Source organism: Billgrantia ethanolica, from assembly GCF_021404305.1.
GTDB classification, from domain to species: Bacteria; Pseudomonadota; Gammaproteobacteria; order Pseudomonadales; family Halomonadaceae; genus Halomonas; species Halomonas ethanolica.
In genome coordinates, this window is record NZ_JABFTX010000001.1 from 87,991 (window position 1) to 101,717 (window position 13,727).

The following is a 13,727-nucleotide window of genomic DNA, read 5'->3' on the forward strand; positions in this document are numbered from 1 at the left end:
CTCTGTACCATCGAACAATACGAGGTTTTCAACATGGCTGCGCTTGAAATCAACAACGTGTGCAAGGACTTCGGCAGCGAGCAGGTGCTCAAGGACGTCAGCCTGGCGATCGACTCGGGGGAATTTCTGATCCTGGTGGGGCCTTCGGGCTGCGGCAAGTCGACGCTGATGAACGCCATTGCCGGGCTCGAGCCGGTCACCGCCGGCGAGATTCGTATCGCCGGCGAGAACGTCACCTGGCAGACCCCGGCGGAGCGCGACATCGCCATGGTGTTCCAGTCCTATGCGCTCTATCCGAGCATGACCGTGCGTCAGAACATCAGCTTCGGCCTGGAGATGCGCAAGGTGCCCAAGGCCGAGCGCGAGGCGGCGGTGGAGCGGGTCGCCGACCTGTTGCAGATCGGGCATCTGCTCGAGCGCAAGCCCTCGCAGCTCTCCGGCGGCCAGCGCCAGCGAGTCGCCATGGGCCGCGCACTGGCGCGCGAGCCCAAGGTCTATCTGTTCGACGAGCCGCTCTCCAACCTGGATGCCAAGCTGCGCGTGGACATGCGCACCGAGATCAAGAAGCTGCACCAGCGCCTGGGCACCACCATCGTTTACGTCACCCACGACCAGATCGAAGCGATGACGTTGGCCGACTGCATCGCAGTGATGCGCGACGGTCGCATCCTCCAGCTCGGCTCGCCCGACGAGGTCTACAACGATCCTGTCGACCTGTTCGTCGCCGGCTTCATGGGCTCGCCGTCGATGAACTTCATCAGCGCCACGCTGGTGGGCGGGAGCGGGGCGTACCGGCTGCGCGTGGAGACGCCGGGAGAAGAGACGCTGGAGCTGCCCTGGCCGCAGGAGCGTGAAACCCCGGCGCTGGCCGAAAAGGTCGGCGAGTACGTGATCCTGGGGCTGCGCCCCGAGCACTTCACCGAGGACGACGCGCGGCTCGGCGAGTACGCCGAGGGGGTGGCACTCACGCCGCGCATCACGGTGGTGGAACCCACCGGGGCGGACATCCTGCTGCAGCTGAAGCTGGGGGAGGGCGAGGCCACGGCCCGGGTCGGGCCCAAGTGCCGGGTGAAGGCGGGCGAGCGGCTCACGCTGCGTATCGACATGGGGCGGGCGGTCATGTTCGACCGCGAGACGGAGAAGCGCCTGGCCTGAGCCGCCTGTCCCGATAAAGAGACAGGTCGCCTGCCCAGGCAGGCGACCTGTCATGTCGGCATCAAGGCATCAGCGTACGGTAATCACCGTGCACTCGGCCACATGGCTGACCTTATGCGACACGCTGCCCACCACCAGCCCGCGCAGGTCACTCAGGCCACGACTGCCCATGACGATGGCTTCGACACCGCGACGGCGCGCCTCGCTGACGATGGTGCGTGCCGGGTCGCCCTGACCGACCACGGTCTCTACCTGGGACACGCCATTGGCACGCGCGGCTTCGGCCGCCTTCTCGACGACCTGCCGGCCGATGTCTTCCCGCTCGGTGCGGGAGGCCTCGATGGCGATGGCACCGATACCCCAGACCAGTGTCGTCTCGTGGGAGAGTTCCTCGGGGATATGCAGGAGATGCAGTGTGGCGTCGGCCTGAGTGGCCAAGAGACAGGCGACGTCGAGCGCTTTCTTGGCGCCTTCTGAGCCATCGACGGGAACCAGGATCGATTTGAACATGGGGGTTTCCTTATGTTGTTGGTCTGTCCATAGTCAGAGCCTAGACCTTTGGGCAGGGAGTGTCATGACCCGGATCAAGGGAGAGGCGGATCCCAGCATCATTCCTGCTTTTCCAGCCGTCTCAACTGCTGCCAGAGTTCGCTGCGCAGATCGGCCATGCGCGGCGCCTCCCCCTCGCCGAACACCAGCGGGCGGGTCAGGCGCTGGGTGCGCAGGCCGAGGCGGGCAGTGAGCAGCCCCACCCCCATGCCCTGACCGGCCCGCGCCGAGAGGCGCCCGGCCAGATTCAGCGAGAGCAGCTCCACCCCCGCATCGCTGGCCATCTCGGTGGCCCCGGCAAAGGCCATGTTGTAGAGCACGTTGCGCAGCAGGCGCAGGCGGCTGGCATAGCCCAGCTCCAGCCCATAGAGACGGCACAGGCGATCGATCATCGCCAGGTTGCGCCACGCCACCAGAAACATGTCGACCAGCGTCAGCGGGCTGACCGCCACCATCACTGCCGTTTCGCCTGACATGCGCGAGATCATACGCCGGGCCTGGCGGTCGCGGGGCGCAAGCAAATGGTGCGACAACAATTGGCGAACATCGTCGCCGGTATGATGTGCTTCCCGGGCGGCAAGGAAGGCCTGCCAGTGGGGATGATCGTCATCCAGTCCGAGCTGCTGCTTGAGCACTTTGGCCAGACTCAGCGCTTCCGCCGCGTCGGCCTCGGGCAGCCGGGCCAGGCGGCTGCGCAGGGCGTCATGGCGTTTCAGCCGGCGCAGCCGCCACGCCTCGCGCAGCAGCGCCCCGGCCCCCAGGGCGATGGCAGCGAGTCCCAGCAGATGCCAGCCGCCGCTGAGCCAGTCGCCGCCGAGCAGGGCCGCCGGCAGGCGCAGAGCCAATTCGACGCTGCCCAGTACGATACCGCCGCCAAGCAGCGTCAGCAGCCCCCAGCGGCGCTTGCGCGGGCGGCCGAGGCTGGCCTCCAGGTCGCGCTCGGCGCGGCTGACGGGGGCTTCCTCTAACGGCTGCGTGGGCAGTTGGCTGTCGAAGTCGAGCCGCGCCCGTGGCGCCTCGGGGCCCGGCGCGGCCGGCTCGTCAAGCGTGAAGCGGCGGGCCGGACGCGGGTCGTTCTCCGTAGGCTCGTGACGACGATCGCTCATTGCAGCTTGTCTCCGATCAACCAGTCCAGGGCGGCATCGAGCCGGATATGGGGCAGGGCACCGCCCTCCCGCGGGGCGGGGCGAAAGGCGCGGAAGTCGAACCCCTGGCGGGCCCAGAATCCGGCCTCGGGCAGCTTCGCCGGCACCTCGCCGGGAAACACCAGCACCTCTTCGCCTGCCAGGGTGGTGCCACGCAGCGCCGGGCTGCGCTCGTTCTTGTGACTCACCTCATGCGCCTCGGTGGCGCGTATTGCCGCCAGCGACAGCGCCTTGACCGGCACGTTGGCGTAGCGCAGGTCCTGCAGCGGCTCGGCCAGCAGGGCCTCGAGCAGGGCAGTCAGGTTGGCGTGCTGCTCCGGGGTGACGTGATCGGCCTTGGTGGCGGCGATGGCCAGCCTGTCGATACGCGGTGAGAACAGCCGCGAGAGCAGGCTGCGCTTGCCGTAATCGAAGCTCTGCATCAGCGTGGCCAGTGCCTGGGAGAGATCCTCGAAGCGCTCCGGGCCGGCATTCAGCGCGCCGAGCACGTCCACCAGCACGATCTGGCGGTCGAAACGACGGAAGTGGTCGCGATAGAAGGGTTTCACGATGTGTTGCTGGTAGTGGTGAAAACGCGCAGCAAGAGTGGCATAGATGCTTTCTGGCGACAGTTTTGAAAGTGCGGAATCGTCGGCATTCGCCAGTGCCGGCAACGGAAAGAACTGCAGCACCGGAGCGCCTTCCAGGTCGCCGGGCAGCAGAAAGCGGCCCGGCTGCAGGTTGGCGAAGCCCGCCTCGCGAGCGGCCTGCAGGCTGTGGGCGTAGAGTGCGGCCACCTCGGCCAGTTCGGCCTCGTTGGCCTCGGCGGCGGGGTTGAGCCTGGCTGCGACGCGCTCCCATTCGGCCAGCAGAGCGCGGCGCTGCTGGCCGGCGCCGGCCAGCATGGCGCGGCTCCAGCTCAGATAGTCGTGGCCCAGCAGCGGCAGGTCGAGCAGCCACTCACCGGGATAGTCGAACAGATCGAGATTGAGCTCGGCGGTGTCGGCGCGCAGCAGGCCGCGGCGTGCCGGTCGATAGCGGATCGACAGGCGCAGCTCGCTGATACCGCGGGTGGGCTCGGGCCAGCGTGGCGGCTCGGCATCCAGCGCCGCCATGGCCTGGTCGTAGGGAAAACGCGGCACGCCCAGGTCGGGCTGGCTGACCCGGCGCGCCCCCAGCAGCCGCCCTTCACGGGCGGCTGGCATCAGGTCGAGCCGTGCCTCGAGGCCGGCATGACGCAGCTGGTTGACCAGCGAAGTAAGAAAGGCGGTCTTGCCCGAACGCGACAAGCCGGTGACCGCCAGCCGAAGCTGGCGGTCGCGGCCGCGTTCGATCAGGTTGGTCAGCTCCCGGGTGAGCGACTGGCGCATCGGCGAGAAATCCCTTCACAGCAGTGTCAGCCGCTAATGTGAGGGTCTTGGCGGCGTCTGGCAAGGCGTTGCCAGCCGAGCAGCACGATGGGGATCAGCGACAGCGGCACCAGCAGGGCGTTGAGCAGCGTCCAGCCGAGCTGATTGATCAGCGGCCCGGCCAGCAGCGCGGTGACGGCCACGGTGGAGAACACCAGGAACTCGTTGGCTGCCTGGGTACGGGCCTTCTCCACTGGCCGGTATGTCTCGGTGAGCAGCCCGGTGGCGGGCAGGAAGGTGAAGTTCCAGCCCAGCCCGAGCAGGATCAAGGCGAAATGGAAGCCCGCTACGCCGGCCTCTACCTGGGCGGCCAGGCCGCTTGCCGCCAGCAGCACGCAGCCGGCGGTGATCATGCGCGCTGCGCCAAAGCGAGCGGTCAGGTGCCCGGTGAAGAACGAGGGCAGGAACATCGCTACCACATGCCACTGGATCGTGGTGGCGACGTGGTCGAAGTGATGGCCGGCGCCTGCCATGGCCAGCGGTGTGGCGGTCATCGCCAGGTTCATCACGCCGTAGCCGATGAGCGCCGAGAGTACCGCCACCATGAACACCGGCTGGCGCAGGATCTCACCTAGCGGCCGTGGCTGGCCGTCGCCATGGGTTTTCTCGGCCGGCGGCAACCGGGTCGCCAGCAGTACCAGCAGAGCCACCAGGTAGAGTACGCCCAGGCCGATGAAGCTGCCGAGGAACGGCGTGACGGCCGCTTCACGGCTGATGCGGGCGAGCCAGGGTCCGAAGAAGGCGGCCAGCACGCCGCCGCCCATGACCAGGCCGATGGCCCGGTCGCGCAGGGCCATTGGCGCCGCCTCCACCGCGGCGAAGCGATACAGCTGACCGAAGCCGATGCCGATGCCGATCAGCCAGGTGCCCAGCATGAACAGCGCAAAGGCCTCGGTTACCAGGGCCTGGGCGGCCACGCCCACACCGGCCAGTCCCAGCAGGTTGCCGAGCAGGAAGCCGCGCTTGCGCCCCAGTCGCGCCATGATCAACGAGGCGGGGATGGTGGCGCACATCAGCCCCAGCCACTGGGTGGCGACCGGCGCCGTGGACCAGGCCGGGTCGGGGGCGAGGCGCGCGCCGATCAGCGGCGAAACCGCGATCAGCAGGATGTTGCCGCTCACCAGCAGGGCCTGGCACAGCGACAGCAGCATGACGTTGAAGGGCATGGTGGCCTCCTGGGACGTTCATCCATCGTTCGGTAGTGAAGGGGCGGTGGCTGTCGATGTAGCGGTTTCTGATCTGGAGGCTGTGCCCTTGGGGCCGAAGCGCTGGTAGTAGAGGCTGGGCGAAATGCCGTAATGGCGCTGGAACAGGCGTCTCAGCTGCTCCGCGCCGCCCAGGTGCCACTGCCGTGCCAGTGGTTCCAGCGGCGGCGACCGCTCGCTGGCCACCAGTGCCAGGCGGGCCTGCTCCAGGCGCAGGCGGGTCAGGTAGGCGCCGGGTGTGGTAGCAAGCTGCTGGCGGAACAGCCGCGACAGGTGGCGCGGCGTGACCCCGATCGACTCGGCCATGGCTTCCAGGCGGTGGGGCGCGCCGGGGTCGGCGTGGAGGCGGTCGAGCAGTTTGCGCAGCGCCCCTTGGGCGCGGTTCTGACTGCGCAACACCTCACTGAACTGCGACTGCCCGCCGGGGCGGCGCAGAAACAGCACCAGCTCGCGGGCGACCTGGCCGGCCAGGGTGCTGCCATGGTCCGCTTCGAGCAACGATAGGGCCAGATCGATGCCGGCGGTGACACCGGCGCTGGTGAAGCGCCCGCCCGATTCGACGTAGAGGGCGTCGGGCACCACGCGAATTTTGGGGTGTTCGTTGGCCAACTGGGCGCAGTGCCGCCAGTGGGTGGTGGCCTGATGGCCGTCCAGCAAGCCGGCCTCGGCCAGTAGAAAGGCACCGGTACAGATCGAACCCAGCCGGCGAACCTGGCGTGCCTGATCGCGCAGGGCGGCGAGCAGTGCCGGGCGCTGACGCTGGGTGACGATACCGCGACCGCCGGCTACGAGCAGCGTATCCAGCGGGCCGAGCGAGGCAAGATCGCTCCAGGCCGTGTCGGCCAGCAGCGGCAGGCCGCCGTTGGTTGCCACGCTGCCCGGCGCATCGGCGGCCAGATGCAAGCGATAGAGCTTACGGCCGCTCAGATCGTTGGCCGAGGCGAAGACCTGCCAGGGGCCGCTGACATCGAGCAACTGGCAATCGGGGTAGGCGAGGATGACGACGGCATGCGGCATGGCGAACGCTCATGACGAGATGTCTTGCCAGTTTCCGCTGGCGGTTGAATGTCTGCAATGACCGATATCCCACCGATTGAGACATCCGGCCCGTCGCTTCACTGGACCAGCAGTCCTTGGATCCAGATCGGCGTGGTGGCGACGAGGAAGCCGAGCCCGGCCAGGGTATAACCGGGCCAGCGCGTCTGCTGAAGCTTTCCCCGGCGCTGGGCCAGGGTCAGCCCGGCGAGGCAGATCACCAGGCCGATGAGGTTGAAGACGAAGGTGAACATGCCGAGCATGGGCGTCATGGTAGCTCCCGAAGCGAACGGAGGGTGAAATAAACGCGACCGAGGCCCATGATATCAAGTGCATGAAAACCTGAGGACACGACATGAGCGAGAGCCTGCCCGGCCGCGACGCGGTGATTGCCTTCTGGTTCGAGGAGCTCGAACCTGCCCATTGGTTTCGCAAGGACGAAGCGCTCGACGGCACGATACGCGAGCGCTTCAGCGCGCTGCACGGCGCCGCTGCGGCCGGTGAGCTGTGGCACTGGCGCGATACGCCGCAGGGACGGCTGGCCGAGATCCTGGTGCTCGATCAGTTCTCGCGCAATCTATTCCGCAATGACCCGCAGGCCTTCGCCCAGGATGCCATGGCGCTGGTGCTGGCCCAGGAGGCGGTGGCCCAGGGGCTGGATGGTGATCTCGACGTGACGTGGCGCAGCTTTCTCTACATGCCCTACATGCACAGCGAGTCGCTCAAGGTGCACGACGAGGCACTGCGCCTGTTCGACCAGCCGGGGCTGGAGGACAACCTGCATTTCGAGCACCTGCACCGGGATGTCCTGCTGCGCTTCGGCCGCTACCCGCACCGCAACGCCATCCTCGGCCGTGAGTCGAGCGCCGATGAGCTGGCGTTTCTCGAACAGCCCGGCTCGTCGTTCTGAGCTACGCTTTGCGGGGAAGCCGCGCTCAGGCACCATTATCAGCCCCTCTGGGGACAGGACCGACCAAAAGGAGAGGAGAGACGACATGGGACTTATCGCCTGGCTGATCATCGGCGGGCTGGCGGGTTGGATCGCCGGCAACATCATGCGCGGTGGCGGATTCGGCATCCTGCCCAACATCGGCGTGGGGATCGTGGGAGCTGTGATCGGTGGCTTCCTGTTTCGTCTGCTGGGGCTTCAGGCCGGCGGCTTCATTGGCTCGCTGGTCACGGCGACTGTCGGCGCCGTAGTACTGCTGTGGATCATCTCCAAGGTACGACAGGCCTAGCCTCGATGCGGTGAAACGACTCGGCCCGGGCAACTGCCCGGGCCGAGTCGTCTGGAGCCGGGCGCCTGGCTAGAAGGTGTAGCTTACGCCGATGACTGCCACCGGGTAGACCGGCCATTTCTTCGCTTCATCCTCGAGTCGCCGCTCCTCCTGGCGAATGTCGCTGCGAAGCTGTGCGGAGAACGGGTTGTCGAGGTTTTCATAGCCCTCTGAAGTGCTGAGCGACACATTGACGTCAGTGGCCATCACACCCACTTCCGTAAAGAAGCCGAAGCCACTGCGATGGGACTGGCGCCAGCCCAGGCCGGCATAGGGTTGTACGCCATCGGCAAGAGTCAGGGTGCCGTTCAGGGTGCCCAGCAGGGCGGCATCGTAGGTGCGTCCGTTGAACTCGTAGGTGTCATTGCGCGGTCGACCCACCACATTGGCATCCATGTCCGGCAGCATCACACCGGCACTGAGAAAGAAGCCGCTGGCGAAGGGGTAGTAGTCCAGGGTCAGCTTGCCTGCCGCCAGGCTGATATCGCCCTCGTAGTCGACGTCGTCGGTGCTGTAGTCGGTGCTCCAATCCAGTCCACCCGTATAGCGGGCAGAGACGCCTAGGCGTTCGCTGAAGCGCCATGCCACGTCGGCGCCTACGCCGGTGGTGCCGGCAACCGCCCCCAGCGTTATCCGGTTGTTGTCCTGGGCCTGGGCCTGGGTCATACCGAGCAGGCACATACTGGCGATCACGCCGGTGGCCGTCATCCATTTCATCGATTCAATCCTCGTTCATGCCATCGTTCGCGGTGCTGTGCCGCCTCGTTCAGTTACCCAGTATCGGCCGGAGCGGGTGACGGCTTGAACCGATTAATGTTTTCTTTTGTTGCCATAGCTTGAGGTAATTGGCTGCTAGCGAGAGGGGAGCTACCTTGTCAGACGGAGCTGAGAATCATGACTGCCGGGCCAAGGCAGTGCGCTGCGTGCGCCAGGGAGGATGGATCCCACTGTCACTACAGGAGTTTTTGCATGGCGAATAACCCTCACACCACGTCCAACAGTAGCCAACCCAACGACACCGACTTAAAGACCGACGAGCACAGCAAGTCGGAAAATCTGGAGAGATATCGCAGCGATGCCAGCGGGCACGATCTGCGCACCAACCACGGTACGCGTATCGCCGACAACCACAACTCGCTGAAGACGGGTGATCGGGGACCGACGTTGCTCGAGGACTTCATCTTCCGCGAGAAGCTCAACCATTTCGACAACGAGCGTATTCCCGAGCGTATCGTGCATGCCCGTGGCGCGGCGGCGCATGGCTACTTCCAGCCCTACGACAGTGCCGCCCAGTACTCCAAGGCGGGGTTGTTCCAGGACCCCGGCAAGAAGACGCCGGTCTTCGTACGCTTCTCCACCGTGCAGGGAGCGCGCGGCTCCAACGACACCGTGCGCGACGTGCGCGGCTTCGCCACCAAGTTCTACACCGACGAGGGCAACTGGGATCTGGTGGCCAACAACATGCCGGTGTTCTTCATTCAGGATGCGATCAAGTTTCCCGACTTCGTGCATGCGGTGAAGCCCGAACCGCATAATGAGATTCCCCAGGGGCAGTCGGCCCACGACACCTTCTGGGACTTCGTCTCGCTGATGCCCGAGTCAACCCACATGGTGCTGTGGACCATGTCCGACCGCGCCTTCCCGCGGCATTACCGCAACATGGAAGGCTTCGGCGTGCACACCTTCCGCCTGATCGACAAGCAGGGCAAGTCGCGCTTCGTCAAGTTCCATTGGAAACCGCTGGCCGGCACCTGCTCGCTGATCTGGGACGAGGCGCAGAAGCTGTGGGGCCGCGACCCCGACTTCAATCGGCGCCTGATGTGGGAAGACATCGAGAACGGCGACTTCCTTGAGTACGAGTTCGGCATCCAAGTGGTCGAGGAGGAGGACGAGCACAACTTCGACTTCGATCTGCTCGATCCCACCAAACTGATCCCCGAGGAGCAGGTGCCGGTCATCCCAATCGGCAAGATGGTGCTCAACCGCAATCCGGACAACTATTTCGCCGAGACCGAGCAGGTCGCCTTCAACCCCGCGCACATCGTGCCGGGTATCGACTTCAGCAACGATCCGCTGCTGCAGGGCCGGCTGTTCTCCTATCTCGACACCCAGATGCTGCGTCTGGGCGGGCCCAATTTCCACGAAATACCGATCAACCAGCCGGTGTGCCCGTTCCACAACAATCAGCGCGACTCGATGCATCGCCAGACGATCAACAAGGGGCAGGCCTCCTACGAGCCCAACTCCATCGACGGCGGCTGGCCCAGCGAGACCCCGGCAGGGCCGGAGCACGGTGGCTTCGAGTCTCACTACGAGCGAATCGATGCGCACAAGGTTCGCGCTCGCAGCCCATCCTTCGGCGATCACTACTCCCAGGCCACGCTGTTCTGGAACAGCCAGACGGATGTCGAGAAGGAGCACATCATCGCCGCCTACACCTTCGAGCTCTCCAAGGTACAACGGCCCTGGATCCGCGAGCGGGTGATCAAGGAGATCCTGCCCAACATCGATCTCGAGCTGGCGCGCCGGGTCGGCGAGAACCACGGCATCGAGACGCCGAGCGATAAGCCCGCGCCTGCCGAGGAACTTGGCACGAGCTCCCAACAGGAGTCGCCCGCCCTGAGCCTGATGGCGCGTCTGCCTGGCAACATCAAGTTTCGCAAGGTGGCTATCCTGGCTGCCGATGGGGTCGACGCCGGCCAGGTCGAGGCGATCAAGCAGAAGCTCGAGGCCGAAGGCGCCGAGGGCAAGGTGATCGCCCCCAGCATGGCACCGCTGAAAGCGGCCGACGGCAAGCAGGTGACCCCCGATGCCATGCTCAACGGCATGCCTTCGGTAGCGGTGGATGCGGTGATCGTGCCTGGCGGCAGCGACAGCGTGGACGCGCTGGCCCGCTCGGGGCTCGGCCGCTACTACGTGCAGGAAGCCTACAAGCACCTCAAGGCAGTCGCCGCCGTGGGCGATGGCAAGATGTTGCTTGATGCCGCGGACATCCCCACCGACGAGGAGGGCGTGCTGACCGGCGCTTCGCTGGATGACGTATTCACCGCGCTGCGTGATGCCATGGCACAACATCGGGTTTGGGCGCGCGACAGCAAGGCAAACGATATGCCGGCGTGACTTCCGCGCCCGATGATATGGCACAAACCAAAACGCCCGCCGGTTCTTGCCGGCGGGCGTTTCGCTTTGTGGTCACGATCAGGCGGTGGCTTTGCTGCCGACCAGTTCCGTAAGCGCGGCTTCGACGATGTCCAGGCCCTCTTCGAGGATCTCATCCTCGATGGTCACCGGCATCAGGAAGCGGATGGTGTTGCCGTAGAGGCCGCAGGAGAGCAGGATCAGCCCCTTCTCGCGGGCCTTCTTGCACAGCGCGGCGGCCAGGTCGGCGTCCGGGGTGTGCTTGGCCTTGTCAGACACCAGGTCGAGGGCGGCCATGGCGCCCATGTTGCGGGCGTTGTCGACGCAGTCGAAGTCGCTTTGCCACTGGGCGAAGCGCTTGGCCAGCTTGTCGCCCAGGGCCATGCTTTTCTCGAGGATCTTTTCCTCTTCGAAGACCTCGAGCACCGCCAGGGTGGCAGCGCAGGAGAGCGGGTTGCCGGTATAGGTGCCACCCAGCGAGTTGGGGCCGGAGGCATCCATGACCTTGTCGGTGCCCACCACGGCGGAAATCGGCATGCCGTCGGCCATGCTCTTGGCCATGGTGATGATGTCCGGCTCGACGCCGCTGTGCTCGATGGCGAACAGCTTGCCGGTACGGCCGAAGCCCGACTGCACCTCGTCGACGATCATCAACATGCCGTGCTCGTCGCAGATTTCGCGGATCGCCTTGAGGAAGCTGGCCGGGGCGGGGTAGAAGCCGCCCTCGCCGAGCACCGGTTCGAGCACGATGGCGGCGGTGTCGCGGGGGTTGGCGTCGGTCTTGATCGCCATCTTCAGGCCGCGGATCGCCTCGTCCTCGCTGACGCCGTGGTAGGGCACCGGGTAGGGGGCGCGGAAGACGTTGCCCGGCATGGTGCCGAAGTCGCTGGCGTAGGGGGCGACCTTGCCGTTCATGGCCATGGTCATGAAGGTGCGGCCGTGATAGCCGCCATCGAAGCAGATCACGTTGTTCTTGCCGGTGGCGGCGCGGGCGATCTTCACCGCGTTCTCCAGCGCCTCGGCGCCGGAATTGGCCAGCATCACCTTGGCGTGGCCACGTACGGGCGTGACCTGACTGAGCTTTTCCGCCACCTTGACGTAGCCCTCATAGGGCATGACGGTCTGGCAGGTGTGCATCACTTTGTCCAACTGGGCCTTCACCGCCTCGACCACCTTGGGGTGGCGGTGGCCGATGTTGAGCACGCCGATGCCGCCGGCAAAGTCGATGATTCGGTTGCCGTCGGCGTCCCAGATCAGCGCGTTCTCGGCGCGGTCGGCGAACTGGGTGGCGGGGCTGGCGGCGCCGTTGGCCACGAAGCGCTGCTTGAGTTCGTTGAGCTGTGCGTTGTTCATCTTGCCTCCCTTCGTGCGTGGACGTTGCAGGCGATCAAAGGCCGCCGACACAGACGTATTTTAGTTCAGTGAATTCATCCAGGCCGTGATGTGAGCCTTCACGACCCAGGCCCGACTCCTTGACGCCGCCGAAGGGCGCCAGCTCGGTGGAGAGAATCCCTTCGTTGACGGCCACCATGCCATATTCGAGACCCTCCATCACATGCCAGATCCGGCGGTAATCGCGGGCGTAGAAATAGGCCGCCAGGCCGAACTCGGTGGCGTTGGCCATGGCGATGGCCTGCTCGTCGCTGTCGAAGCGGAACACCGGCGCCAGCGGACCGAAGGTTTCCTCGCGGGCCACACGCATTGCATCGGTGACGTCGGCGACCACGGTGGGCTGGAAGAAGGTGCCGCCCAGCGCGTGAGGCTCGCCGCCGCAGACCAGCCGGGCACCCTTGGCCAGAGCGTCGGCAATGTGGGATTGCACCTTGTCCACGGCGGCCTGATTGATCAGCGGGCCCTGCACCACGCCCTCGTCCAGGCCGTTGCCGACCTGCAGCTGAGCGACCCGGGCGGCGAGCTTCTCGACGAAGGCATCGTAGACACCGCTCTGCACCAGCAGGCGGTTGGTGCATACGCAGGTCTGGCCGGAGTTGCGGTACTTGGAGGCCACCGCCCCCTCGACGGCGGCGTCCAGATCGGCATCGTCGAAGACGATGAAGGGCGCGTTGCCGCCCAGCTCCATGGACGCCTTCTTCACCGTGCCGGCGCACTGGGAGAGCAGTCGCTTGCCGACGGCGGTGGAGCCCGTGAAGGAGACCTTGCGTACCCGCGGGTCGCTGGTCAGCACTTCGCCGATCTCGGCGGGGCGGCTTGCCGTGACCACGTTGAGCACGCCGGCGGGGAAGCCGACCTCTTCGGCCAGCCTCGCCAGGGCCAGGGCGGTCAGCGGCGTGGCTTCGGCGGGCTTGATCACCACCGGGCAGCCGGCGGCCAGGGCCGGCGCGCACTTGCGGGTGATCATCGCCAGCGGGAAGTTCCACGGCGTGATCGCCGCCACCACGCCGACTGGCTCGCGAAATACCAGGATGCGCTTGTCGGCGCCGTGGCTCGGTAGGGTCTCGCCGGCTAGACGCTTGGCCTGTTCGGCGTAGAACTCCACGAAGGAAGCGCCGTAGGCTACCTCGCCGCGGGACTCGGCCAGCGGCTTGCCCTGTTCCAGGGTCATCATGCGGGCCAGCGACTCCTGGTGAGCCATGATGGCGTCGAACCAGGCCCGCAGCAGGGCGGCGCGCTGCTTGGCGGTCTGACGGCGCCAGGCCGGCCAAGCGGCCTCAGCCGCCGCCACGGCGTCGCGGGCGTCGTCTGCGCTCAGGTCGGGCACGCTGGCAAGCGTTTCGCCGTTGGCGGGGTTGGTCACGTCGAATCGCCGCTCGGCGTCGCGCCACTGGCCGCCGATGAAGGCCTTGTCGCTGAAGATGTCGGCAGGGAGGGACATGG

At 66.1% G+C, this 13,727-nt stretch carries 13 protein-coding genes; 4 read left to right on the forward strand and 9 right to left on the reverse strand.

Features of this window, described 5'->3' with window-relative positions; genetic code table 11:
• Positions 1-33 precede the first annotated feature (33 nt).
• Positions 34-1,155: an ABC transporter ATP-binding protein gene (locus HOP53_RS00420; protein ID WP_234268030.1), complete on the forward strand. Its 1,122-nt coding sequence runs from the start codon at positions 34-36 to the stop codon at positions 1,153-1,155.
• A 69-nt stretch (positions 1,156-1,224) separates the two neighbouring features.
• On the opposite strand, the gene HOP53_RS00425 is transcribed toward HOP53_RS00420, so the two are convergent.
• The 6 genes from HOP53_RS00425 to HOP53_RS00450 form a co-directional block, all read right to left on the reverse strand.
• The gene (locus HOP53_RS00425; RefSeq protein WP_234268031.1) at positions 1,225-1,665 is read right to left on the reverse strand and encodes a universal stress protein; all 441 of its coding nucleotides are present in this window, start codon (positions 1,663-1,665) and stop codon (positions 1,225-1,227) included.
• 98 nt (positions 1,666-1,763) lie between these two features.
• Positions 1,764-2,810, reverse strand: a complete 1,047-nt coding sequence (locus HOP53_RS00430) for a YcjF family protein (protein WP_234268033.1) — start codon at positions 2,808-2,810, stop codon at positions 1,764-1,766.
• On the reverse strand, positions 2,807-4,198 hold the full coding sequence (locus HOP53_RS00435; RefSeq protein ID WP_234268034.1) for a YcjX family GTP-binding protein: 1,392 nt from the start codon (positions 4,196-4,198) through the stop codon (positions 2,807-2,809). The genes HOP53_RS00430 and HOP53_RS00435 overlap by 4 nt, the downstream gene beginning before the upstream one ends.
• Before the next feature lie 26 nt (positions 4,199-4,224).
• Entirely contained in the window at positions 4,225-5,403 is a 1,179-nt protein-coding gene (locus HOP53_RS00440) for an MFS transporter (protein WP_234268035.1), read from the reverse strand.
• Positions 5,404-5,421: 18 nt separating this feature from the next.
• Positions 5,422-6,459, reverse strand: a complete 1,038-nt coding sequence (locus tag HOP53_RS00445; protein ID WP_234268037.1) for a GlxA family transcriptional regulator — start codon at positions 6,457-6,459, stop codon at positions 5,422-5,424.
• A gap of 98 nt (positions 6,460-6,557) precedes the next feature.
• A complete protein-coding gene (locus tag HOP53_RS00450; protein ID WP_234268039.1) occupies positions 6,558-6,749 on the reverse strand; it encodes a hypothetical protein in 192 nt (63 codons plus the stop codon).
• A gap of 83 nt (positions 6,750-6,832) precedes the next feature.
• Between HOP53_RS00450 and HOP53_RS00455 the strand changes: the two genes are divergently transcribed.
• Positions 6,833-7,387: a DUF924 family protein gene (locus HOP53_RS00455; protein ID WP_234268042.1), complete on the forward strand. Its 555-nt coding sequence runs from the start codon at positions 6,833-6,835 to the stop codon at positions 7,385-7,387.
• Positions 7,388-7,472: 85 nt separating this feature from the next.
• Positions 7,473-7,715 (forward strand): GlsB/YeaQ/YmgE family stress response membrane protein, encoded by a 243-nt coding sequence (locus HOP53_RS00460; RefSeq protein WP_086510792.1) that lies wholly within the window; start codon positions 7,473-7,475, stop codon positions 7,713-7,715.
• A gap of 69 nt (positions 7,716-7,784) precedes the next feature.
• Here HOP53_RS00460 and HOP53_RS00465 read toward each other — a convergent pair whose 3' ends face one another.
• The gene (locus tag HOP53_RS00465) at positions 7,785-8,471 is read right to left on the reverse strand and encodes a hypothetical protein (protein ID WP_234268043.1); all 687 of its coding nucleotides are present in this window, start codon (positions 8,469-8,471) and stop codon (positions 7,785-7,787) included.
• 252 nt (positions 8,472-8,723) lie between these two features.
• On the opposite strand from HOP53_RS00465, the gene katE reads away from it, so the two are divergent.
• The gene (gene katE / locus HOP53_RS00470; RefSeq protein ID WP_234268044.1) at positions 8,724-10,874 is read left to right on the forward strand and encodes a catalase HPII; all 2,151 of its coding nucleotides are present in this window, start codon (positions 8,724-8,726) and stop codon (positions 10,872-10,874) included.
• 78 nt (positions 10,875-10,952) lie between these two features.
• On the opposite strand, the gene gabT is transcribed toward katE, so the two are convergent.
• Both gabT and HOP53_RS00480 read right to left on the reverse strand, forming a co-directional pair.
• A complete protein-coding gene (gene gabT / locus HOP53_RS00475; protein WP_234268045.1) occupies positions 10,953-12,245 on the reverse strand; it encodes a 4-aminobutyrate--2-oxoglutarate transaminase in 1,293 nt (430 codons plus the stop codon).
• Between the two features lie 34 nt (positions 12,246-12,279).
• Positions 12,280-13,725 carry an NAD-dependent succinate-semialdehyde dehydrogenase gene (locus tag HOP53_RS00480; RefSeq protein WP_234268046.1) on the reverse strand — a complete coding sequence of 482 codons (1,446 nt, stop codon included), beginning with the start codon at positions 13,723-13,725 and terminating at the stop codon, positions 12,280-12,282.
• Between the last annotated feature and the right edge of the window lie 2 nt (positions 13,726-13,727).